This window comes from Succinispira mobilis DSM 6222 (assembly GCF_000384135.1).
Taxonomy (GTDB): domain Bacteria; phylum Bacillota; class Negativicutes; order Acidaminococcales; family Succinispiraceae; genus Succinispira; species Succinispira mobilis.
In genome coordinates this window covers 1767095-1791245 of sequence record NZ_KB913028.1, presented here as the reverse complement: position 1 = coordinate 1791245, position 24151 = coordinate 1767095, and the positions used below count along the sequence as shown (strand labels likewise).

24 protein-coding genes and 4 tRNA genes are annotated in these 24151 nt (G+C 34.5%); 20 read left to right on the top strand and 8 right to left on the bottom strand.

What is annotated here, in order from left to right; translation table 11 throughout:
- Positions 1-78: 78 nt before the first annotated feature.
- The 11 genes from tilS to lysS all read left to right on the top strand — a co-directional run bounded on the left by tilS (position 79) and on the right by lysS (position 11717).
- On the top strand, positions 79-1473 hold the full coding sequence (gene tilS, locus SUCMO_RS0108485) for a tRNA lysidine(34) synthetase TilS (RefSeq protein WP_083938739.1): 1395 nt from the start codon (positions 79-81) through the stop codon (positions 1471-1473).
- Positions 1474-1501: 28 nt separating this feature from the next.
- Positions 1502-2044, top strand: coding sequence for a hypoxanthine phosphoribosyltransferase (gene hpt, locus SUCMO_RS0108480; protein ID WP_019880251.1), 543 nt, complete (start codon positions 1502-1504; stop codon positions 2042-2044).
- Between the two features lie 126 nt (positions 2045-2170).
- A complete protein-coding gene (ftsH, locus tag SUCMO_RS0108475; protein ID WP_019880250.1) occupies positions 2171-4048 on the top strand; it encodes an ATP-dependent zinc metalloprotease FtsH in 1878 nt (625 codons plus the stop codon).
- A gap of 74 nt (positions 4049-4122) precedes the next feature.
- A complete protein-coding gene (locus SUCMO_RS0108470; protein WP_019880249.1) occupies positions 4123-5097 on the top strand; it encodes a biotin--[acetyl-CoA-carboxylase] ligase in 975 nt (324 codons plus the stop codon).
- 1 nt (position 5098) lies between these two features.
- Positions 5099-5647, top strand: a complete 549-nt coding sequence (locus SUCMO_RS0108465) for a biotin transporter BioY (RefSeq protein ID WP_019880248.1) — start codon at positions 5099-5101, stop codon at positions 5645-5647.
- 36 nt (positions 5648-5683) lie between these two features.
- Positions 5684-6460, top strand: coding sequence for a type III pantothenate kinase (locus SUCMO_RS0108460; protein ID WP_019880247.1), 777 nt, complete (start codon positions 5684-5686; stop codon positions 6458-6460).
- An 86-nt stretch (positions 6461-6546) separates the two neighbouring features.
- A complete protein-coding gene (gene dusB / locus SUCMO_RS0108455; RefSeq protein ID WP_019880246.1) occupies positions 6547-7515 on the top strand; it encodes a tRNA dihydrouridine synthase DusB in 969 nt (322 codons plus the stop codon).
- A 106-nt stretch (positions 7516-7621) separates the two neighbouring features.
- Entirely contained in the window at positions 7622-8518 is an 897-nt protein-coding gene (locus tag SUCMO_RS0108450; protein WP_019880245.1) for a hypothetical protein, read from the top strand.
- Between the two features lie 16 nt (positions 8519-8534).
- Complete coding sequence (locus tag SUCMO_RS0108445; RefSeq protein ID WP_019880243.1) at positions 8535-9620, top strand: NAD(P)H-binding protein; 1086 nt, start codon at positions 8535-8537, stop codon at positions 9618-9620.
- A gap of 95 nt (positions 9621-9715) precedes the next feature.
- Positions 9716-10192 (top strand): transcription elongation factor GreA, encoded by a 477-nt coding sequence (greA, locus tag SUCMO_RS0108440; RefSeq protein ID WP_019880241.1) that lies wholly within the window; start codon positions 9716-9718, stop codon positions 10190-10192.
- Positions 10193-10274: 82 nt separating this feature from the next.
- Positions 10275-11717 carry a lysine--tRNA ligase gene (gene lysS / locus SUCMO_RS0108435; protein ID WP_051084580.1) on the top strand — a complete coding sequence of 481 codons (1443 nt, stop codon included), beginning with the start codon at positions 10275-10277 and terminating at the stop codon, positions 11715-11717.
- Between the two features lie 74 nt (positions 11718-11791).
- Here lysS and SUCMO_RS0108430 read toward each other — a convergent pair whose 3' ends face one another.
- The 5 genes from SUCMO_RS0108430 to SUCMO_RS0108410 form a co-directional block, all read right to left on the bottom strand.
- Complete coding sequence (locus SUCMO_RS0108430) at positions 11792-12430, bottom strand: hypothetical protein (protein ID WP_019880239.1); 639 nt, start codon at positions 12428-12430, stop codon at positions 11792-11794.
- Between the two features lie 27 nt (positions 12431-12457).
- A complete protein-coding gene (locus SUCMO_RS0108425; RefSeq protein WP_019880238.1) occupies positions 12458-12973 on the bottom strand; it encodes a GDYXXLXY domain-containing protein in 516 nt (171 codons plus the stop codon).
- On the bottom strand, positions 12966-14243 hold the full coding sequence (locus SUCMO_RS0108420) for a DUF2157 domain-containing protein (RefSeq protein WP_019880237.1): 1278 nt from the start codon (positions 14241-14243) through the stop codon (positions 12966-12968). The genes SUCMO_RS0108425 and SUCMO_RS0108420 overlap by 8 nt, the downstream gene beginning before the upstream one ends.
- Before the next feature lie 126 nt (positions 14244-14369).
- Positions 14370-15020 carry a hypothetical protein gene (locus SUCMO_RS0108415; RefSeq protein WP_019880236.1) on the bottom strand — a complete coding sequence of 217 codons (651 nt, stop codon included), beginning with the start codon at positions 15018-15020 and terminating at the stop codon, positions 14370-14372.
- Positions 15017-15967 (bottom strand): DUF1858 domain-containing protein, encoded by a 951-nt coding sequence (locus SUCMO_RS0108410; protein WP_019880235.1) that lies wholly within the window; start codon positions 15965-15967, stop codon positions 15017-15019. The genes SUCMO_RS0108415 and SUCMO_RS0108410 overlap by 4 nt, the downstream gene beginning before the upstream one ends.
- Positions 15968-16133: 166 nt before the next feature.
- Between SUCMO_RS0108410 and SUCMO_RS0108405 the strand changes: the two genes are divergently transcribed.
- From SUCMO_RS0108405 to SUCMO_RS0108385, 5 genes are all read left to right on the top strand, one after another.
- Positions 16134-16210, top strand: a tRNA-Arg gene (locus SUCMO_RS0108405).
- 11 nt (positions 16211-16221) lie between these two features.
- Positions 16222-16297 (top strand) — tRNA-Asn (locus SUCMO_RS0108400).
- Between the two features lie 4 nt (positions 16298-16301).
- Positions 16302-16376, top strand: a tRNA-Glu gene (locus SUCMO_RS0108395).
- A 5-nt stretch (positions 16377-16381) separates the two neighbouring features.
- Positions 16382-16457, top strand: a tRNA-Val gene (locus tag SUCMO_RS0108390).
- Between the two features lie 326 nt (positions 16458-16783).
- Positions 16784-18187, top strand: coding sequence for a carbon starvation CstA family protein (locus SUCMO_RS0108385; RefSeq protein WP_019880234.1), 1404 nt, complete (start codon positions 16784-16786; stop codon positions 18185-18187).
- A gap of 97 nt (positions 18188-18284) precedes the next feature.
- On the opposite strand, the gene SUCMO_RS0108380 is transcribed toward SUCMO_RS0108385, so the two are convergent.
- On the bottom strand, positions 18285-18710 hold the full coding sequence (locus SUCMO_RS0108380; RefSeq protein ID WP_019880233.1) for a hypothetical protein: 426 nt from the start codon (positions 18708-18710) through the stop codon (positions 18285-18287).
- Positions 18711-18722: 12 nt separating this feature from the next.
- Positions 18723-19625 (bottom strand): LysR family transcriptional regulator, encoded by a 903-nt coding sequence (locus SUCMO_RS0108375; protein ID WP_019880232.1) that lies wholly within the window; start codon positions 19623-19625, stop codon positions 18723-18725.
- A 121-nt stretch (positions 19626-19746) separates the two neighbouring features.
- Here SUCMO_RS0108375 and SUCMO_RS0108370 point away from each other — a divergent pair, with 121 nt between their 5' ends.
- Entirely contained in the window at positions 19747-20745 is a 999-nt protein-coding gene (locus tag SUCMO_RS0108370) for a YeiH family protein (protein ID WP_019880231.1), read from the top strand.
- Here the strand turns inward: SUCMO_RS0108370 and SUCMO_RS0108365 are convergent.
- Positions 20742-21497: a DUF3298 and DUF4163 domain-containing protein gene (locus SUCMO_RS0108365; RefSeq protein WP_083938738.1), complete on the bottom strand. Its 756-nt coding sequence runs from the start codon at positions 21495-21497 to the stop codon at positions 20742-20744. The two genes, SUCMO_RS0108370 and SUCMO_RS0108365, sit on opposite strands and share 4 nt — an antisense overlap.
- A gap of 111 nt (positions 21498-21608) precedes the next feature.
- Between SUCMO_RS0108365 and era the strand changes: the two genes are divergently transcribed.
- The 3 genes from era to glyQ are packed head-to-tail and all read left to right on the top strand — an operon-like array spanning position 21609 to position 24149.
- On the top strand, positions 21609-22508 hold the full coding sequence (era, locus tag SUCMO_RS0108360) for a GTPase Era (RefSeq protein ID WP_019880229.1): 900 nt from the start codon (positions 21609-21611) through the stop codon (positions 22506-22508).
- A 13-nt stretch (positions 22509-22521) separates the two neighbouring features.
- Positions 22522-23256 carry a DNA repair protein RecO gene (recO, locus tag SUCMO_RS0108355; protein WP_019880228.1) on the top strand — a complete coding sequence of 245 codons (735 nt, stop codon included), beginning with the start codon at positions 22522-22524 and terminating at the stop codon, positions 23254-23256.
- Between the two features lie 17 nt (positions 23257-23273).
- The gene (glyQ, locus tag SUCMO_RS0108350; RefSeq protein WP_019880227.1) at positions 23274-24149 is read left to right on the top strand and encodes a glycine--tRNA ligase subunit alpha; all 876 of its coding nucleotides are present in this window, start codon (positions 23274-23276) and stop codon (positions 24147-24149) included.
- Positions 24150-24151 lie beyond the last annotated feature (2 nt).

Genomic DNA, 24151 nt, shown 5'->3' with positions numbered 1-24151 from the left:
TGTTTTTGTAATATTTGGACTGTTTCAAAATAGCGTATTTGTAACGAAATTTTGAGACGGTCCTAGTTTATTTTTTGTGTGACAATTTGGGAAGGTGATTTTGTGCTCTACGAAAATTTTGCTAATAATATAAAAAAGCAGGAGCTCTTGCAACCAAAACAAAGAGTAATAGTTGCTTGTTCTGGAGGCGCTGATTCTCTTTGTTTATTACATTTGATGCAACGCTTTGTCGCTCAAGAAGGCGGCGAGATTATTGTTTGTCATGTTAATCACCAATTACGAGGCGATGATTCTAAAGAAGATGCAAGAGTTGTTGAAACCTATTGTCAAAACAATGAGTTGATTTTTGCATTAGAACATGTAGATGTTAAGGCTTGGGCGATGCAGCAAAGTTTGAGCATTGAGACTGCTGCCCGGCAGTTAAGGTATGCTGCTTTGAGGGCGGTAAAACTAAAATATGCGGCGGAGATTATTATTACGGCACATACAAAAAATGATCAAGCAGAAACATTTTTTTTAAACATGCTGCGAGGTGCTGGTTTAAGTGGTTTAAAAGGTATATTGCCTAAACAAAAAGACTTATTAAGACCTTTGTTAGGGGTTTCACGTCCGGAAATTGAAACTTACTGCCGAATACATAAATTAATATATTGCCAAGATAAAAGCAATGAACAATTAGAGTACTTGCGAAATAGTGTTCGAAAAGAACTAATTCCGTATATTAAGAACAAGTATAATCCTAAGATAATAGAGGTGCTAGGTCGTAATATCCAGTTATTGCAAGTTGAAGATGATTATATGCAGAAGCAAGCAGAACTTATCGGCGCTCAAATAATTAAACAAGAACAAGTAGTAATGATAAAACGACAAGAATTAGCAAGCTTGCATAAGGCGATTTTTTTGCGCGTAGTGTTGCTAGCTGTGGAAAAGTTAAAAGGCGACAAACAAGGTCTTGGTAATGTTCATTTGGAAGCGATATATAACTTAGTGCAGGTTAAGGCTACAGGAAAAACCATTGAGTTGCCTGGGAAAATTTGGGCTAAGTTGCAATATGAGAATTTAGTTTTACAGTTGGCTAAGCCACTAGAAAATGTTGCTAATGACCAAGAGATTATTTTAGAAAAAGCTGGTAAATACGATTTTTATGGGAAAATTTTTATGGTGACAATGCAAAAAGAATTGCCTACAATAGAAAAAAATAATATCTTGTGTTTGCCTTTTGTACCGAATGTTACCAAAATAAAAATTAGAACTCGGCGTGTTGGCGATAAGATTAATATTGTTAATGTGGGCAGGAAAAAATTAAAAGAGTTTTTTATAGAACGAAAAATAGATAGTTTTAAGCGTGATTCCATACCACTAGTAGAATATAATGGGCAGGTGGTTTGGGTAGTAGGACACAGAAAATTTACAGTTGATTTTGTAGATAATGCTGGAAAAAGTAGCTATATTATTATAGAATATATCCAGTGATTAAAAAAATATAAGGAGTTTAGAGTTAATGCATGCAGATATTGAAAAAATATTATTAAGTGAGACGCAAATTGCGGCGCGAATAACTGAGTTAGCGTGTGAATTAAATAATTTGTATAAAGGGGAAGCTATTTGCATTGTTGGTGTCTTAAAAGGGTCTACAATGTTTATGATGGATCTAATTAGAAAATTGGATATGCCAGTAAAATTTGATTTTATGATCGCAAGTTCTTATGGGGAGCGAACAATTAGTGCTGGCTGTGTTAATATCTATTTAGATGTAAGGATGGATGTTACTAATGAGCACGTTTTATTGGTCGAAGATATCATAGATACTGGTAATACGTTAAGTTGCTTAAAGGAATATTTCATTAGTAAACAGGCAAAAAGTTTTAATATTATTACCTTGCTAGATAAGCCAGAAAGACGAGTTAAGCCTATTAAAGCAGATTATGTAGGTTTTAAGATTCCAGATCAGTTTGTGGTTGGTTATGGGCTAGATTATGCTGAAAAATACAGAAATCTTCCTTACATAGGGATACTAAAAGATAGTGTTTGGCAGGATAATTAAATAAAATTAACAAAAATTTGTTAATTTTAGCTTGTTAAAGTTAGGGTTTTTAGTGTATTATATAAAAATGTAGCATATAGTGCTAGAGCAGAAGCTGTCTCTTTATTTTTAGAAGGAGGTAATGAGTTGAATAAGTTTTTTAGAAATGTAAGTGTATATTTGTTGATAATTATAATTGCTATATCATTAATAGATTTTTATTCTGCGAAGACAAATGTTAAGCAAGAAATAAGTTATAGTCAATTTATAAAACAAGTAGAGCAAAAAGAAATAACCCAAGTAACTATAGTAGATAATTTTATTTCCGGCAAATTACAGTCAGGAAAGGATTTTACAACTATAGCACCACGTGATCCAGAATTAATTACAAATTTACGGGCAAATGATGTAGAAATAAAAGCAGAATTGCCACCTCAACCGCCATGGTGGACTAGTATTTTTTCGTCCATTTTGCCAATGTTGCTGCTTATTGGAGTTTGGTTCTTTATAATGCAACAAACTCAAGGCGGCGGCGGTCGTGTTATGTCCTTTGGTAAAAGTAAAGCTAAGTTATATGGTGAAGAAAAATTAAAGATAACTTTTGCTGATGTGGCTGGCGCTGATGAGTGCAAGCAAGAGTTAGAAGAAGTTGTAGAGTTTTTAAAACACCCTAAAAAATTTAATGATTTAGGTGCTAGGATACCCAAAGGTGTTTTACTATTTGGACCTCCAGGAACAGGGAAAACTTTGTTGGCAAAGGCTGTAGCTGGTGAGGCTGGGGTTCCGTTTTTTAGTATTAGCGGTTCTGATTTTGTGGAAATGTTTGTTGGGGTTGGTGCATCACGGGTACGTGATTTATTCGAGCAAGCGAAGAAAAACGCCCCATGTATTATATTTATTGATGAGATTGATGCTGTAGGTAGACAACGTGGTGCAGGGTTAGGTGGCGGTCATGATGAGCGTGAACAAACTTTAAACCAATTGCTTGTTGAAATGGATGGCTTTGGTGCTAATGAAGGGATTATAATGATTGCAGCAACAAATCGGCCAGATATTTTAGATCCTGCATTGTTAAGACCAGGTCGATTTGACCGTCAAATTGTAGTTGATCGTCCTGATGTTAAAGGACGCGAAGAAATTTTAAAAGTGCATGTTAAAGGCAAACCTTTGGATGCAGAAGTAGACTTGGGTATTTTAGCTAGACGTACTCCAGGATTTACAGGTGCAGATTTAAGTAACTTGGTAAATGAAGCTGCTTTATTGTCGGCTAGAAGAAATCGTAAAACTATTGATATGAATGCAATGGAAGAATCTGTAGAGCGTGTATTAGCAGGACCAGAGAGAAAAAGTAGAGTTATTAGCGATAAAGAACGTCGCTTAACTGCTTACCATGAGGCAGGACATGCTCTCATTGGGATGCTATTGAAACATACTGACCCAGTTCATAAAGTATCCATAATACCTAGAGGTCGTGCTGGGGGTTACACGTTAATGTTGCCTAAAGAAGACCGTTATTATGCAACGCGCTCTGAACTATTAGATCAATTGAAAACTTTCTTAGGTGGCCGAGTAGCAGAGGCCATTGTTTTGAAAGAAATTTCAACAGGAGCTCAAAATGATTTGGAAAGAGCGACCGCTTTGGCGCGGAAGATGATTTGCGAATATGGTATGAGCGAGAAATTAGGGCCAATAACTTTTGGTAGACGCCAAGAACAAGTCTTTTTAGGTAGAGACTTAGGACGCGATAAAGACTATAGTGAAGAAGTGGCTTTTTCAATTGACAAAGAAGTACGAGCTTTTATTGAGGAAGCTTATTCAGAAACTGAACAACTATTATTGGCAAATATGGATAAACTTGATGCAATAGCGGCTCTATTACTTGAAAAAGAGACTATTGATGGTAAGGAAATTGAAAACCTTATGTTGCCAGCAAGTGCTTCAGAACAGACAGAAGAAGTTGCAATGTCAACCGATACTGTAAATGCAGTTGAGGAAACTCCCTTAGAGCAACCTGAAACCCTATAAGTTTAGGGATTAATATGCAAAATAGCAGGCAATGTGCCTGCTATTTTGTTAATATATTTTAGGGGTGAGTAAAAGTGAAATTTAAAATACTTGAAATTCTCAAGGCACAAGAGCGACAACCGCTTTCGGGTGAGAAAATTTCTCAAAAGTTAGGTGTTTCGCGAATGGCGGTTTGGAAACATATAAAAACGCTCAAAAAAGAAGGCTATAACATTTTGACTATCGGCAAAAAAGGGTATGTTTTAGAGGAAATAACTGATAAATTATTGCCCCATGAGTTAGCGGCAAATTTAAAGACGGATTGGCTAGGGCACAATATAATCTATCATGATAGTGTATCTTCAACTAATGATGTGGCTAAATTAGAAGCTCAAAATGGAGCCGTACACGGCACAGTTGTAGTTGCAGAAGAACAGTTAAAAGGTAAAGGTAGAATTCAACGTGGTTGGTATTCGCCTAAAGGTGAAGGCCTTTGGATGACGGTGGTGTTGCGCCCAGAGTGGTTACCGCAAGAAGCAGCTAAATGCACCTTGTTAGCAGCTGTTATGTTGCATCGTGTTTTTACAAAATTATATGGAGTTAGTGTAGGAATAAAATGGCCTAATGATATTTTTATAAACGGCAAAAAGTTGGTAGGAATTTTAACTGAAATGAATGCGCAAATGGATGGCATAAATTATATTGTCATTGGAATGGGAATTAATGTAAATTTAAACAAACAACAATTGCCAGAAGAATTAGAAGATATTGCTATTAGCTTAAATGACGTTTTGGATAGGAAAGTTTCGCGACTCGAATTATTTGCGGAAATATGCAAACAATTTGAAATAGGATACGCAGAAGTAAATAGCAAGGGATTTGCGCAAATTTTAGATGAGTGGCGCAAGTACTCAATAACTTTAAATAAACCAGTCACGGTTAAGGGCATTAAGGAAAGCTATGAAGGTCGTGCTGTAGATATAGATGCAGATGGAGCCTTGATAGTTGAAAGTGACGGGGAATTGAAAACAGTTTTAGCTGGAGATGTGTCGATAAGGATGAGAAAATAACATGAATCAAAAAAAAATGATTTTAGCTGCATTTTTTGCGGCACTATTGTGCATAAGTTCCTACATAATTATACCGATCGGGTTGGTTCCTCATAGTATGCAAATAGCTTTTATTTTTCTAACTGGATTGATTTTAGGAAAAAAATGGGCTAGTATTAGTGTTCTAGTTTGGTTTATGATTGGGTGTCTGGGTTTACCAGTATTTGCGGGTGGAAAAGCAGGCATAACTACGTTTATAGGTCCAACGGGCGGATTTTTGATTGGGTTTTTAGTTAGTGCTTATCTAATTGGTTTTTTTTCAGAACGAGGCTTGACAAAATTCAAATTAACCTTTATCGTGTTTATGTTAGGTTTGCTAGTGGTATATGTTTTAGGCACTATTGGTTTTGTTTTAAGCATGAAGTATGTATTAAATAAACCTTTAGCCTGGGATGTAGCGATAAAAATGGTGGTAATACCATTTTTGCCTTTTGATTTAATAAAAGCAGTAATGGCGGCATATATTGGCTTGAGAGTTAAAAGAGCATTAGCCTATATAGTTCCTAATTAATTTATTTAAATTTTTTATATGTTTTAGGAGGATAAAATGTTATTAGTACTTGATGTGGGAAATACTAATATTGTGGCAGGTGTCTATAAAGAAAAGGAACTAATTGTAAATTGGCGGTTTTCTACTGATAGACAAAAAACTATAGATGAATATGGAATTTTATTAGGCAATATGTTTGCGTATAGCAATGTCGCTATGCAAGATATAGATGCAATCGCTATTTCAACAGTAGTGCCACCATTGTTAGTACCTCTAAGCAAAATGTGCGAAAGATATTTTAACATTCGCCCTTTGATTGTAGGCCCAGGAATAAAGACAGGAATTTGTCTGAAATATGAAAATCCGCGCGAAGTTGGTGCAGACAGAATAGTTAATGCTATTGCTGCTTATGAAAAATATAAAGATAAAGAAATGCCCTTAATTGTTGTAGATTTTGGTACGGCAACTACTTTTTGTGCATTAGCGTTAAATGGAGATTATTTAGGGGGCGCAATAGCTCCTGGGATTGGTATTGCTACAGAAGCGTTATTTCAAAGAGCGGCTAAACTACCAAGGATAGAGTTAATAAAACCTAAAAATGTTATTTGTCGTAATACTATTAGCAGTATGCAATCGGGAATAATATATGGTTTCGTCGGTCAGGTTGATGAGATTGTGCGTCGAATGAAACTCGAATTAGGAACTGAGGTTTTTGTTGTCGCAACTGGCGGCTTGGCCAGTTTAATGGCGGCAGAATCATCTACTATTGATACAGTAGAACCATTTTTGACTTTAGATGGATTACAAATTTTACATGAACGTAATCCTAGATAAAAAGATTTTGTTAAATAGCTGTGGTGGGATTTCCACTACAGCTATTTAACAGCCTAAAGAGAATTAAAAATAGGTGGGATAAGAATTTGTTTTTAGGGAAAATGCAGCTTAAGGTACCAACAGTATTAGCACCAATGGCAGGAGTAACGGATTTGCCCTTTAGGTTGTTATGCAAAAAACAAGGTGTGGGCTTGTTAGTTAGTGAAATGGTTAGTGCTAAAGGGTTACTTTACGATAATCAAAAAACATTTGATTTGCTAAAAACTTTACCAGAGGAACAACCGGTTGCGATTCAATTATTTGGCAATGAACCACAAGAACTGGCGAAAGCGGCAAAAATAGTAGAAAAAATGGGAGCGGCGGCTATTGATATTAATATGGGTTGCCCAGTCCCTAAAATAGTAAATAATAATGAAGGTTCGGCACTTTTAAAGAAGCCAGAGTTGGTATACGAGATTTTAGCAAGGGTTCGAGACAGTTTGCAAATTCCTTTGACTGTGAAAATTAGAAGTGGGTGGGATAAGGATAGTATTAATGCTATTACAGTTGCCCAAAAAGCTGCAAAAGCAGGAGTGGATGCAATTGCAATACATGCTAGAACTCGTGAACAATTTTATCAAGGCCAAGCAGATTGGAATGTGATTAAACAAGTTGTAGATAGTGTAAGTATTCCAGTTATTGGTAATGGTGATATAAGTACTCCTGCTAAAGCTCAGGAAATGTTTGAATTTACAGGATGTGCGGCAGTTATGGTTGGAAGAGGTGCTGAAGGTAATCCTTGGATTTTTCAACAAATATCACAATTATTGCAAGGACAAGAAATTAAACAAATAACATTAGAAGAACGATTTGCTATGTTACTGGAACATTTGAATTTGTTAGTACAACATAAAGGTAAGATAATAGCAGTAAAAGAAATGCGACGTCATGCTTTATCTTATGTAAAAGGATTACCGTTTGCTACAGAATACCGTGGTTTGTTTAATCGAGCCACTGAAGTTAAAGAATTTGAAAACCTCAGTATTGATTATTTAGAGCGTTTGCTGAAAATATAATCTTTTTCTTGTGGCTTATGGGAATAATATCTAGCACTTGAGTGAAATTGTATTTTGTGATAAAATTTCTTATACCTAATTATCTATATTATAGTTGGTGGTGCAAATGAAACATGTTTTAAGCATTAGTTTAGGCTCTAGTAGTAGAGATACTCGCCTGATACAGAGATTTCTAGGGCAAGAATTTATAATTGAACGTCGGGGAACTGATGGTGATAAAAAACTTGCTTGTGAACTATTGAAAAAGTATGATGGCAGTGTGGATGCTTTTGGATTAGGTGGTACGGATTTATATATATATGCTGGTAATAGACGTTATACTTTTAGCGAGTCGGCAAAAATTGTCAAATTTGCAAGGCAAACACCGATAGTTGACGGTAGTGGGGTAAAAAATACTTTAGAGAGAAAAATTCCCGATATTTTAAAGAGCGAACATGGGCTTGACTTAAAAAATAAAAAAGTATTGTTGGTTTGTGCCGTAGATCGATTTGGTTTGGCAGAAGCTTTAGATGCTTGTGGAGCAGAAGTAGTTTATGGTGATTTGATTTACGGTTTAGGTGTGAATATACCTTTGCGAAAATTAAGTAGTTTAGCTAACCTAGCTAAATTTGTAGCACCAATAATTACAAAGTTACCAATAAAGCTATTTTATCCCATTGGCTCAGAACAAGAAAAACAGGTAATAAGACATCCGGAATACTTTGATGATAATGAAGTTATTGCGGGTGATTTTCATTTAATAAAAAGGTATATGCCTGATAATTTGGAAGGCAAAATAATTATTACCAATACTGTTACTACAACTGACCTTAATCTTTTGAAAAAAAATGGGGTAAAGCTGCTGGTAACAACAACACCACAGATGCAAGGTCGAAGCTTTGGAACTAATGTTTTAGAAGCGTTGCTAGTGGCTGCAAATGAAGGCAAAAGGTTAGATTCTGCTGAGTATGATTTGTTGTTAAATAAATTAGAGATAAAACCTAGAGTTGAATACTTATACTAAGAAAGAAGGATTAAACATGCAACGCTTTGCATTTATAGTGCATCCACTAGTTGCTAGAGATTTTGCCAAGAAATTTTCTTTGGTAAAACATTTGCCCGAGAGTTGTTTAGAAGGTATTTTAAGATATATTCCATCTTTTAAAGTTTCGCATATTACAGGAATTAAATCTGTGCATGCGGAGGCGGAAGGCTGGTTTATTGGCTGTCCTTTAACAGCACGGCAAATGTTGGAGTTGCCAGAAGAAATTGTTTTGGATAAAATTATTCAAGCGGGTAAGGTGGCCGAAAATCTAGGCGCTAAAATAGTTGGCTTAGGGGCTTTTACTTCTGTTGTGGGTGATGCAGGAATAACTATTGCGAAAAATTTAAATATAGCGGTAACTTCTGGCAATAGTTATACAGTAGCTACAGCCTTAGAAGGGACTCGTGCTGCAACTAGACTAATGGGGAAAGAGTTAGCGGATTGTAATGTGGTTATTTTAGGAGCTACTGGATCTATTGGTGCAGCTTGCACGCGGATTTTAGCGCGTGAATCTGGTAAAATTGCTCTTGTTGCTAGAAATTGTGAGCGATTAGAAAATTTAGCTCAAGATGTGCGACGTGAGGCAGTAGGTGAAATTATTGCTACAGACAACGTTAAAGAAAGTTTAAAAAATGCCGATGTTGTTATAGCGGTGACTAGTGCTTTGGATTGTTTAATTGAACCAGAAGATTTAAAGGCAGGGGCAGTCATTTGTGATGTCGCTAGACCTAGAAATGTATCAATTGAGGTTAGTAGAAAACGTAAGGATGTTCTCGTTATAGAAGGTGGCATTGTTAGTGTTCCAGGCAATGTGGAGTTTGGTTTCAATTTTGGATTTCCAGAACAAACAGCATATGCTTGTATGGCCGAAACAATGATTTTAGCGTTAGAAGGCAAATATGAAAACTTTACTTTGGGTAGAGAAATTTCTATTGAGCAGATAGATACAATTACTAGATTAGCTAAAAAGCACAATTTTCACTTAGCTGGGTTTAGAAATGCGGAGCAAGAGGTTACGAAAATAGAAATTGAGAAAATACAACGTAGCTTAGGCAGAAGGTTTGTTACTCGCAATATATGATAGCTAATTATTAGGTGGTGCTAGCAAATAGCACTGCTTTAATTATTTTCAGTTATAGATAATAAAAAATTATGAGTATAAGGAGAAGTTGCTAAATGACGGAAAAAGAAACTATTTTAACTGCCGAAGGCCTTAAGAAATTAGAGGTTCGCTTAGAGGAACTAAGATCAGTGAAGAGACTAGAAGTGGCAGAACGAATAAAACAAGCAATATCTTATGGCGATATAAGCGAAAACTCCGAATATGAAGATGCAAAAAACGAACAAGCTTTTGTAGAGGGTGAAATAATTAGCTTAGAAAAGATGATCAGAACTGCAAAAGTAATTGATGATAGCAATATTGACACAGAAGTAGTGAATTTTGGCTCTACGGTAGAGATTTATGATGAAGAGTTTGCTGAAGTATTAACTTATACACTCGTTGGTTCAGCGGAAGCTGATCCAGTAAAAAATAAAATTTCTAATGAATCACCAGTAGGGGCAGCTATTGTCGGCAAAAGAGTTGGCGATATTGTTGAAGTACATGTGCCAGCGGGAATTTTGAAGTACAAGATTTTAACAATTAGAAGATAAAATAGATTAATTTGGAGTGATTTGAGTGGCAGATAATCAAGAGCAAAATCAAGAGTTGACAGCACAAGAGTTAAGTGAACAGATGCAAGTTAGATTGCAAAAAATGCAAACTATGCAAGAAAAAAATATTGAAGTTTTTGCGAGTCGGTTCGATTATTCACACCATGCACAAGATATTCTAGATAACTGTGAAACCTTGATTGCGAATGAAACGCAAGTAAAAGTTTCAGGTAGAATTATGGCGATGCGTGGTCATGGTAAAACCATGTTTTGGAATATTATGGATAAAACAGCAAAAATACAAATTTATGTCCGGAAAGATGTTCTAGGGGACGAATTATATGATACTTTTAAATTATATGATATAGGTGATATTATAGGCGTTACCGGAACTGTATTCACCACGAAAACTGGAGAAGTTAGTATTAAAGCCCAAGATATAACCTTCTTAACTAAATCCTTGCGTCCTTTACCAGAAAAATGGCATGGTTTAAAAGATGTAGAGACACGCTATCGTCAGCGTTATGTAGATTTAATTGTTAATCCTAATGTGCGTGACACCTTCGTTAAAAGAAGTAAAATTATCAGTACTATAAGAAATATTCTAAATGACAAAGAATTTTTGGAAGTAGAAACACCAATGATGCATCCAATTCCTGGGGGAGCTGCAGCTCGTCCTTTTGTGACGCATCATAATGCCTTAGATATGCAATTATATATGCGTATTGCGCCAGAATTATATCTTAAACGCTTAATTGTGGGTGGCTTTGAACGTGTTTATGAATTGGGGCGTGTATTTAGAAATGAAGGTATTTCGATAAAGCACAATCCGGAATTTACCATGGTAGAACTTTATCAAGCTTATGCAGATTATAAAGATTTAATGGCTTTGACAGAAGAAATAGTTTCTCAAACAGCACAAGAAGTTTTGGGTACTATGAAGATAAACTATCAAGGCCAAGAGATAGACTTAACACCACCTTGGAATCGAATTACGATGATTGATGCTGTTAAACAATATACAAATGTAGATTTTAATTCTGTAGATGATTTGGATAAAGCTAGAGAATTAGCTAAAAGCCTTAATGTTCATTACGAACAAAATGATGGAATTGGAAAAATAATTAACTTGGTGTTCGAAGAATTAGTTGAAGAACAGTTAATTCAACCAACTTTTATTATTGGTCATCCTAAAGAAATATCTCCTTTAGCAAAAAGCAATAAATTACAGCCGGAATTAACTGATCGTTTCGAAGGGTTTATTTTTGCTCGGGAAATTTGTAACGGATTTTCAGAATTGAATGATCCAATTGATCAAAAAGAAAGATTTTTAAAACAAGTGGCAGAGAGAGCTTCGGGTGATGATGAAGCGCATATGATGGATGAGGATTTTGTTACAGCTCTTGAGTATGGTTTGCCACCAACAGGTGGATTAGGTATCGGTATAGATCGTTTAACTATGTTCTTAACTGACAGTACATCGATTCGTGATGTCATTTTGTTTCCACATATGCGTCATAAATAGTTAATTGAATAACAAAAAAGTCAGCCTTTAAAAGGTTGACTTTTTTTGTTATTTTAGTGTTTTAGTATTTATTGCTATATTTCTTTAAGAGTTTGATATAGGTTTTTATTAAGTAAGTCTTCCAAATCAACTAATGTATTACAATCAAATTTACTACAAGGAAAAAGGACATTATTTACGCGATATTCGGCAAAAAAATCATTGCGGAACTCATTGTAGTAAATCAATAGTTGTTTATTAGTTGCAAAATTAGTATAGTCAAGAATTATGCTAGAGCCACTTAGATAGGAAAATGGATTACTGGGACTGACTATTAACTTAAAGCCATTAATTTCGGAAGGAAAATTAAAATTAAACTGCATTATTCCTTTTTCTAACAAAATGGGATTGGTATTGGTGCTAGAATAGCGTTGAATAATTACTGTTAGGTTAGTCAAAAGCATATCCAATAAAAGATCACGATTGGGATTTATGAATTTAATATTACAAAATTCTGTTAAACCTAGCGCTTCTTTTAAAATATAGTCTTTGGTAGCAAGATTATAAAATAAAGATATTTTAGCGAATTTATTATTATTTTCGTAGTTGAAAATATCAATTCCAATTGGGGTTTCTTTAAGTTCTAAAAAAAGTTTAAAATTGGATATTTTTTTGGGGAAAAGCTGGAGCTTTTCGCAATTTTGGAGCTCTGAAAGAATTTCTTGGATAGACAAAAGAACAACACCTCTTTAAATATAAGTTTAGTTTATTAACGGAATGTCATTATAATAGATTTGTTTTATTACGCCATGCCCGTTTTTTATTGATACAATTGCGTAGTTGCCAGATTGTTTGTCTAAAGGTTGAAGGGCGAGGCTTTTTGCTGTGCGCTCATTTATATAGTATTTGTTAAAAGGAATATCAAGATGGAGTTCATTGTTATGTTGATAATTTAGTTTTGTTAGAAAATATGAATTGTTATTCTGGGGTAAATCTTGTTTAACTGCACTTATTTGATAAAAACCTTGTTGATCTATTGTTAATAGCGCGTATAGTTGCTTGTTTGTAGGAATTTTCTCAGTTGTCGTGAATTTGCTTGTGGCAAAATTAAGGTTTAAATAATAGCCAGAAAAAGTTTTGTGTGGGGGGGATATCTCAACTAAAAACTTATATTCTGTCCCGGAATTTGTTATATCTTGCCAAATATATACTGGATAGACTAGAACTACAAATTGTAGGAGAGCAACGAAAATAAAATTTTTAATTTGCTTATTCATTGGAAATACCTCGTTGCTTTTTTTCTAAAATTTTATTGGCAAAAATAAAAATAAAGCCTAGAGAAATAAAAACTAATCCTTTGCTTAGAAAACTTAATTCGTAGTCAAAAACTTTAAACATTATTAGAATAATTAAACCTAACATACCTAAATTTAGATTACTTTTAGTTAAAGAACGGAATCCGAAATATGTGTAAGTTAAATACAGAACCAATAAATAAAGGCTAATTACCCAGGATATAAAGTGATTAGAGATTATAGCTTTGGAAAAGAATGAGAGAGTAAAAATTATAATAGGCGCAGCTGAAAAAAGTTTTTGTGGTAAAGTTAAGCAGGATTTTTGCCAAAGTAAATAACTAAGGATAGAATTGCTTATTAAAGCAGCTGCAAACATTAGCCAGGTAGTTAGAGGAATTGTAGTGATAGATTGAGCGTTCCAACCGAAATGATTGAAACTGCTTATGAGTAAAAATAAATGGCTGACACCATAACCAATAAATTTTAAAGGTTTTTTAAAAATGCTTTCTGAAGAAAAATTGCTAAGTTGCGCGAACAAAACTGCGATTAATATTATAAATTGTAAGGACAAGTTTGGGCTGAATTTATCGTAAATAACAATACAGGCAGTAAAAATATTGATTACAACTTGCCAACAAATAAATGGTAAGTATCTAAGATGATGCTTAGTAAGTATAGTTATTACGGGATATATTGACAATAATATTGGTAAAATTAACCAATAATTAGCGGTGTGGTGCATAGATAGTAACCAAAAAAAAGTTAAAAAATTAAAAATGATAATCGGACAATTGAAAGGTTTTAGATAAATAAGAGGTAGTACGGAAATCAACCAGATGAATAAAAAATCGTGGAGCGTGCCATCAAGCACAAAGGCTTGTTGTACTAAAATTAAACTTCCGGCAAGCAGTAGGCAATAAACTAAGAGGATAGTTTCTTTGATTATTGTGGCTAGAGAATTATTTTTATAAACTGTATGATAACTAAGCAACTGGGTTGTAATTAGAATAAAAATAGCTAAAAACAATTTTGGAAATTGCCCTAACATTTCTAAGTTGTAAGCGATAAGAAAAATAAGCCCTAAAGTTATAAAAATTATACCTAGCGAAAAAACCACAACGCTCCAGCTAGTTTTTTTCACAGGTGAATTGGTTTCGTAGTAGGCACGAATATTATTTGCAACCGCACTACTAATAATGTTATTGGCAACTAATATATCAAGCTCTTCTACAAGATTTTTGCTTGTGCTCATAAAATTTGCTCCTTAAATAAAATCTTCTTAATTATAAGTATAGCAAAATTTATTATCTATGACATGAAAAAATCCCAGAAGTTTGATATATTTATCATAACTTCTGGGAAAGTACTAAATAATTTTTTACTCTTTTAGTTTAATTGCTAACCCATTTTGGGTTTTTAAGAGTACAGCATTAGAATTTAAACATTTTAAAAAAGTAGATATCCAATTAAAGTATAATTCTTGCATTAGCGCAACGTTGACATTTAAACTTTTCCAGAGTTCTAATTTACTGCAAGAGGATTTTGACCAAGCGATATAGAGTGGGCCTTCTTGTTCAATTTGATCTTCGCTATCGCAGGGCATGCCATTTAGTAATTGATCGTTTAACAATGTATATAACTCGGGAGCACTGACGTTACTATAGTTTTCAGTAACAAGAAGTTTTTCGGCTAGGATTTGTGCTTCGCTTATAAAAGTTTGCTTGATTAACATTAGAGCTTCTGAGGGAAGATTTTCTTGACATTCATTTATAAAGATTGCTTCACGCATTTGCGCAGTATTAATTTGAGCAGCTAGCCAAGCGTGAATATTATTTGGGTCAATTAAATCTGCCAAATCTTTTTCAGGCGGTAAAGGGGGAGCTGTATTTTCCAAAGTGTATTGCCAAAACTCTTCAATTTGTTGTGGGTAGTGTATTTTTAATGCGTTGACTAATTTTGCAGTCCGGTTATTTAATAGAAGAACCTTGTTGAAAAGCCAATAATGGATTTTACCTAAAAAAAGACTCATTTGGATGCACCACCTTGTATAGTTTTGTTTAGTTCATTTAATAGTTTTATTTCATTTAAACCGTGTATTTTTGCAGCAGCAGCTAATGTTTCACCAGTAGCCGAAGGGCAACCTAGGCAACCCATTTGCATACTTTGCAATACGGGAATTGTTTCTGGAAAGCTAGAGATGATATCTGCGATTATACTGTCTAAAGTTATTTGCTTAAGCTTAGGGGTTGAACTATTAATAACGTTAGATGGAGCAACTGTTTCAGGTGTTGAAAACTCAGTGGTGGTGTTGTTGTAAAAGATATTTAAAACTGCGTCTTTAAATAGATCGAAGCCAATTCGTTCAATAAATACGCCCAAACGTTCTAAACGAGCATGTTTTTGATAGTAAGCAATAATTATATGGGTAAGTTTATAGGCTTGCTGTAGTGTTAAATTTTCAATTAATAATTGTCCGATCCGGGGTTTGAAACCGCCTTGTCCACCTACATAAATAGACCAGCCTTGAATTAAACCTACTAAACCTATATCTTTAAGTTGCGTAAAACCACAAGCGTTAGGACAACCAGAAACACCAATTTTAAATTTACGCGGCATCTGTTTATGAAAATAGTCGTTATTTAAAAGTTTACCCAACTGGACACTATCTTGCTTACCTCGTTTACAAAAGGTATCACCAGGACAAAATACAACGCTCTGAACACAATTGTTAGAGTTATCATCTGGTTCGATTCCTAATTCATCCCAGACTTTGTTAACATCTTCAGATTTCAACATAGTAATCATGATTCGTTGTGCTGTAGTTACTTTCAAAATGGCATTATATTTTTTGGCAACTTTTGCCAGTTTTTCTAAAAAGTCAGCCTCGACTAATCCGCCTGGAATAGAAGGAGTAATAGCATAAAATTTTTCATTGTTGGAGTTTATTTTTTGTAAAGTAGCTGCTCTAGGTTGCATAGAAAATTCACCTCATCTTTTTATTTTATGTCTAGATTATATTAAAAAACTCACATAAAAAATGTGATTATTATCACAAAAAACTTGTAGAAAATAAAAATAAAAAAAGTGTTGACAAAGCTATTGAAACGTAATATAATTATCAATGTCGATTAACGACGACAACGACTCCGTAGCTCAGCTGGATAGAGCGTTTGACTACGAATCAAAAGGCCGCAGGTTCGAATCCTGCCGGGGTCACCAAACTAAAATATTCCTTGATAGCTCAGTTGGTAGAGCAATCGGCTGTTAACCGATCGGTCGTAGGTTCGAGTCCTACTCAAGGAGCCAATATGGCCCGTTGGTCAAGCGGTTAAGACACCGCCCTTTCACGGCGGTATCAAGGGTTCGATTCCCTTACGGGTCACCATTTTCGGGCGATTAGCTCAGCTGGGAGAGCGCCTGCCTTACAAGCAGGATGTCGGCGGTTCGATCCCGTCATCGCCCACCATATTGAATTTAAAGACTATTCAACAGAATAGTCTTTTTTGTATTTGTAAAACATAACTGGAATTCTTGACAAATAGACAAGAAAGTAGTATTTTATAGATAAATAGAAAAAGTTCTGTATATTTTTGACAATTGAAAAATACTTTGAATTTATTACTGGAATTGTTTAGACAGAGTACTTAAAACCTCGCTAGCGTACACAGATAAAATTCAAAGCCTTAGATAAGTTAGGACACAAATTTAAGCAGTTAATGCAAAATATTGCTTGTCTTAAGGTCATTTAAGGCTTTGTCTTTTGTTTGAGCATAAAAATAAGGAGGTCTAGTTATGATTACTTTTTTTCTTGCACTGATTTTACTTGTTACGGGCTACATTGTTTATGGTAAATTTGTTGATGAGATGTTTGCTCCTAGTGATGAAGTAACTCCAGCATTGGCTAAAAATGATGGAGTAGACTTTGTTCCATTGCCTACGGCAAAAGTATTTTTAATTCAGTTACTAAATATTGCCGGTTTAGGGCCTATTTTCGGCGCAATTGCCGGTGCACTCTGGGGACCGGTGGTATTCCTTTGGATTGTTTTTGGGACAATTTTCGCAGGGGCAGTTCATGACTATCTTTCAGGAATGATTTCTTTGAAAAATGGTGGAAGTAGTATTTCAGAAGTTGTTGGTAAATACTTGGGTAGCAGTATGAAGACGGTAATGAGAATATTCTCTGTGGTTTTATTAGTGTTAGTTGGTACAGTTTTTATGACTGGCCCAGCGATGCTGTTAGCAAAACTCACTCCAGCTTGGATGGATGCCAAGTTTTGGCTTATTATTGTATTGACTTATTATTTTTTGGCAACTTTAGTGCCAATTGACAAGTTGATTGGTAAAATTTACCCAGTTTTTGGTTTGACTTTAATTATAATGGCAGTAGGAATTGCTGGGGGTATAATTTTCCAAGGTTATCCAATTCCGGAGTTAACTTTAGAAAATTTGCATCCTAAAAAACTACCGATTTGGCCATTAATGTTTATAACGGTTGCTTGTGGCGCTATATCTGGGTTCCATGCGACACAATCGCCAATGATGGCGCGTTGTATTCAAACAGAGCGTGATGGTAGAAGAGTTTTTTATGGTGCAATGGTTGCTGAAGGTATAATTGCTTTGATATGGGCTGCTGCTGGGGTTGCTTTCTATAAATCAACAGGTGGTTTGGCAACAGCAATGGCAACTATGGGTGGTCCAGGTGGGGTTGTTTATGATATTTCCACTAGTTTACTTGGACAAGTTGGTGGAGTGCTAGCCATGATAGGGGTAATTGCGTGTCCGATAACTTCAGGGGATACAGCTTTTCGGAGTGCGCGCTTAACGCTAGCTGATTGGTTTAATATCGATCAAAAGCCAATTAATAAACGTTTATTATTGACAGTACCATTATTAGGTATTGGAGCAATTTTATCACAAATGAAATTTGATATAATTTGGCGTTATTTTGCTTGGTCTAATCAAACCTTGGCGATGATTGCTTTATGGGCTGCGGCTGTGTATTTATATAAACAAGCACCAGCAAAGAAAAATTTTTTAATTGCTTTAATTCCCGCTACTTTAATGTCAGCAGTAACCTTTACTTATATATTACAAGCTCCAGAGGGATTGAAATTATCCACGGCAATATCATATCCTTCCGGCATAGTTTTCGCTTTATTGTGCTTGTTCTTATATTATCAAAAACGTGATAACTAAAAAGAGCTTTAAAACTATAGAAATGCTTAAATAAAAGATTAGCAGATATAACCTAGGTTGATAGGTTATATCTGCTTTTTGCGATTTTATATAATGACTATATTTTAACATCAATTTGTGCGGAAACGCCAACACCCTGCACACGCGAAAAATTTGTGACATTTTTACTATTGATTGGAATTAGTGCCTTAACTCTGAAAGTATCACCACTAAAGTTTCCTTCGATTTGCAAAACTGCTTTTGTTTGTTCAACCAGTTCTAAAGGACCGGTAACTTGAGCTGCACCAGCATAAGTGCCAGTGCCGACCACAATAATTGGAACAACTTTTGTGGCATAGTCACTGCTAACTGCGTGTTTTGCAGTAAGTGTGTTAATAAAATTGTTTAGTGGCTGAGCAAATTTGTCAACTAAGAAGCCAATGCCGCCGACTTTTAAAATTCCACCCAAATCTATTGCTTGAGTTATGGGCGTAGAAACAAATAAAATGCAGGCAAAAAGAAAACCAGTTATAAATTTTTGCATAAAACACACTCCTTAAAATTTATTTACAGTATAATCTGAAAAGCTTTCATGTAGATTATTAATAAAAGCTTTAATTGTGGCTGTAGAGGGAATATTTTGTGGTAATAAATAATTAAATTCGCGGTAATAGTTTTGGTGAGGGGTTACAATTTTTACTTCTTGTTGTAGCTGGGCCAAATTTGCAATATGGCTAGAAATAAAACTTACGCCAAGATTATTTTTTACAGCTTCTTTTACGGCGAAGTTACTGCCAAAAACAATTAGATTTTCGGGAATAAGTTTAGTTTCTTTAAGAAAATTATCTAGTTGCTGACGACTTCCAGAGCCAATTTCCCGAGTTATCCATATTTGCTTTTGCCAGTTGCTGGCTGAAAAAAAAGTTTCGCCTAAAGGATTGTCTAAGGCTGTAATTAAAACTAACTGATCTTTATAGAAAGTAGTTTTGGCGAACCTATCTGCTGGAGCTGTTCCTTCAATTAACGCAATATCTATTTCCAAAGCTGCTAATTTTTGACAAATTTTAGCCGTGTTTTCAATTGTGATTTGCAAATTCAGTTTTGGGTAGAGTTTACTAAATTTACCCAAAAGTTCAGGCAGGAAATATTCCCCAATAGTAAAACTTGCGCCAATATGTAACTGACCACAAATGGTTTCTTGTAATTCATTTATTTCGTTTAGGGTATAGTCATATAGTTTACAAATTTGTTGCGCTCGATCGTAAAGAATTTTACCTGCTGGGGTTATTTCAATGCTTTTTTGTTTAATACTCCGTTTTATTAAAATGGCATTAAAAGTTTTTTCAAGATTTTTGATGTGCTGGCTTACACTAGGTTGTGAAAGCGAAAGTTGTTCAGCGGCTTTAGTGAAATTTTTAAGATTAACAACTGCGATAAAGGTTTTTAATTCATCCAACATATTAGCACCTTTCCTTAATCATAAGAAATTATAATGGTTATTATGATATAAAGATATTTTACTTATCATTAAACATGTATTATACTACAAACTATCATAAAGACAAGGTGAGTGATATAATTTGACTAAAATTAAGACTTTAGTTCCAGGCGTTATGGTGTGTGCGGCAATTGCTTTTTTAGGAACTATTTTAGGACAATATTTTTCTAATATTGGCGCAGCTACTTTTGCAATTTTATTAGGCATTTTAGTGGGTAATACAATAGCTAAAAATAATTTGTTTGCGACAGGCAGCAAATTTTCGGAAAGTAATTTGTTAACTTATTCGATAGTATTACTTGGGGGAACTTTAAGCTTTCAAAGTGTATTACAGGTTGGCTGGCAAGGGATGCTATTTATTGTTACGCAAATGATTTTAACAATCGCATTTTGCATTTATTTTGGGCAAAAACTTGGTTTTGGACGTGATTTTAGCTATTTAATGGCAAGTGGAAATGCAGTTTGTGGTTCATCGGCAATTGCTTCTACAGCACCAGTCCTCAAAGCGACAGAAACAGATAAATTGATTAGCATTACTATTGTTAATTTAATTGGCAGTATATTAATGATTAATTTGCCAATTATAGCCGGAAGTTTATTTGATTTTGATGCATTAAGAACGTCGGCTTTTATTGGGGGGATACTACAATCTATTGGGCAGGTTGTGGCAAGTGGTAGTATGGTTAATGAGTCAGTAAAAGATTTATCCACGATTTTTAAGATTGTACGAATAATTTTTTTGGTCGCCGTAGTTTTTTGTTTAGGGAGTATGAAAAATGCAGCTACTAAAGAAGCTGTAGCTGCAGACGTTCGTGTTGGTTGGCGACAAATTCCTTGGTATGTTGTTGGTTTTTTCTTAATGTGTGTATTATTTAGTTTGCAAATTATTCCCGATAATTTGTCACAGCTATTTAAACAAACTAGTGGCGTTTTTGAAATAATTGCGTTAGCTGGAATTGGGATGCGGATTAATATTGGAGAATTAATGCATCATGGGCTAAAAGTTTCTATGTATGGTGTTGCAATAGCTTGTGTACAAATTGTGACGGCAATATCTTTGATAAAACTTATTTATAATTAATATAAAATTTCATCTAGCTTTATATCAGGTAAGTCGCTGTAAGGGAAGAAAAAATAAATAAAGCCTTCAGAGTAAGGCGCAATTTCATAAGGCTGATAATAAATAAACAAGCCCTCACGAGTTAGGAAAAATTTCTGCTGCTCCTGTAACCCCGTAAATATATAATTATCTTGCTTATTGCGTAACTTTATTTCTAATTTTATTTTTTCGGTTAAATAATAAGCGAAGCTTGACATTGGTTGGAAAAGATCTTTTAAGGCATAATTTTTTCCGGTTTTAATATTAAAAGTTTGCGCATAAGCAAAAGGCATAGGATGAGCACCACCAGTATCTTGGTAACCATATTGCAGGATACTTACGATATTTTTATTTAATAATTTAACTTCATAATCAGAAACTAAAGTTAGTCTATTAGCATATTCAGCTGGAAGGCTACCTTTTTTTATGCTTAAAAGCATATTATTAGTCAATTGATTAAAATCATCCAAGGCACTTTCGGTGGTTGCTGTCAATTGTTGATTTATCTGACGTTGTATATTACCATCTACTAAGTCTCTAAGTTGAGGGATGTAAAGCTCGATTTTGGGTTTGTCTTTAATAATATCTTTGCTTTCAACAATTACTTTAGCATCCGCATAATTATTAAAAACAAAAATACTAAGCAACCAAGAAAGTGTAATAGCAATAAAAATTTTGTTTTTTAGCAAGATTAACTCACGCTCCTTATGATATTTTGTAACAAATTTTATCATAAGTAAATATAATTAGCAAATTTCGGGCAGAATTAGAAAAAAAAATATCAAAAAAAGCTTTTATATGGTAAAATAATGTATTGTTAATATTTTTATTAAAAGGGGTTAAATATGGAAAAATTTGTATCGGGGTTTGTGGCCATAGTGGGTAGACCTAATGTAGGTAAATCCACTTTAGTTAATAGTCTAATTGGTGAAAAAATTGCTATTATGTCGGATAAACCACAAACAACGCGTAATAAAATTATGTGTGTGTTGACTAATGAACATTCTCAAATTATGTTTTTAGACACGCCTGGAATCCATAAACCGCAACATAAATTGGGTGAATTTATGTTAAAAAGTGCTACAGATACTTTAAAAGAAGTAGATGCAGTACTGTTTGTGGTAGATGTAACGGAAAAATTTGGTAAAGGTGAGCAGTATATAATCGAAATGCTAGAGAAAGTAACAACCCCAGTGTTGTTAGTGCTAAACAAAGTAGATAAATTAAAAGATAAAAGTGAACTATTGCCATTGATTAATAGTTACAAACAAAAGTATAAATTTGCTGAACTTGTACCCGCTTCCGCCTTAACAGACACAGATTTTAGCTATTTAGTAAGAGAAATAGAAAAACACTTACCTGAAGGGCCAGCATATTTTCCCGAAGATACGCTGACCGATCAGCCAGAGCGAGTGATTGTTGCTGAATTAGTTCGAGAAAAAGTATTGAGATTAACTCGCGATGAAGTACCACATGCTATAGCGGTAGAAGTTGAGGAAATGAAAACTCGTCCTAATGATGATGTATATATAAGAGCAACAATATATGTAGAACGTGATAGTCAAAAAGCGATTGTTATTGGACAAAAAGGTGCATTGCTAAAAACAATTGGGCAACAAGCTCGTCTCGATATTCAAGCATTGTTAGGTAACAAGATATTTTTAGATCTGTGGGTTAAAGTAAAAAAAGATTGGCGCAATAAAGATAACGCGTTGCGTGAATTTGGCTTTAGAAATGAGTACTAGTGAGGCAAATTAAATGAGTTTACAACCATTTAATACACAACTGATAATATTAAAAGTAAAACAAACACAAGCAACTGATAAGTTGCTTGTTTGTTATTCACGTGAACACGGAAAGCTTTTAGTAATGGCTTATGGCGTTGCCAGAGCTAAGAATATGTACAATGCCTTGCTACAACCTTTTAATAATCTTGAGATGCTGTTATTTCCTAATAAAAAAATATATACATTTAAGCAAGGAGAATTGATTGGACCACGTTTGCCAGATGCAGATTTTGAATTTCTCACCTACGCTTCAATTTTGACAGAATTAGTTGAGGAATTTACCGTAGAAGGTCAAGCTGATGAACCAATTTATGACTTGCTTACACAATGCCTACAGTTGCTTACAGTTCGTAACAAAAGATTAGTAACTATAATTTTCAGTATTAAGTTATTGGGCTATGTAGGCCTTGCGCCACTTTATAACAACTGTATAGCTTGTAATAAGACATTAACAGAAGATGCTTATTTTAGTGCACTAAAAGGTGGAGCAGTTTGTGAAGCTTGCAAAGTTACAGAAGAATTACCTTTTGATTATGAAACACAAGTGCTTATGGAAAAATTTACAAAGTTAGATTTATCTACTAAAATAGAATTTAGCATAAAAGGAAAACAATTATTACAGCTAGAGTATGTGATACAACAATTATTTTACTTACACTTGGATAAACCATTAAAAAGTTTGCAATTTTTATCAAAATTGCATTAAATATTTAGGAGGGTAAAATGGATTTTCAAACGATTATTTTAACTTTACAAAACTTTTGGGCAAAACAAAACTGTATTTTAGCTCAAGCTTATGATGTGGAAAAGGGTGCTGGAACTATGAATCCAAGTACCTTCCTAAGGTCTTTAGGTCCAGAACCATGGAATGTTGCTTATGTAGAGCCATCTAGACGACCTGCTGATGGCAGATATGGAGATAACCCCAATCGGTTGTTTCAACATCATCAATTTCAAGTAATCATGAAACCTTCACCTAGCAATATTCAAGAACTATATTTACAAAGTTTAGAGTTGTTAGGTATTAAACACCAAGAACATGATATTCGTTTTGTTGAAGACAATTGGGAGTCACCAACCCTTGGTGCTTGGGGGCTTGGCTGGGAAGTTTGGTTAGATGGAATGGAAATTACCCAATTCACTTATTTTCAACAAGTTGGTAGTATTGATGTTAAACCAGTGGCAGTTGAAATAACTTATGGCTTAGAACGTTTGGCGATGTATATTCAAGGTAAAGAAAATGTTTTTGACATACAATGGGTTGGCGACGTAACTTACGGTGATGTATTTCATCGTAATGAAGTAGAGCAATCCGTATACAATTTTGAATTGGCGGATATTAGTTTGTTATTTGAACTGTTTGATAAATATGAAGCCGAAGCAAAACGGATTATTGAAGCCGGATATGTAATTCCAGCTTATGATTATGTATTAAAATGTTCGCATACTTTTAACCTTTTAGATGCTCGTGGGGCAATTAGTGTTAGTGAACGAACAGGCTTTATAGGCCGAGTTCGCACTATGGCTAGACTTTGTGCAAGTGCTTACCTAGAACAACGAGAAAAACTAGGTTATCCATTATTGAAAGGGGGAAAATAAGA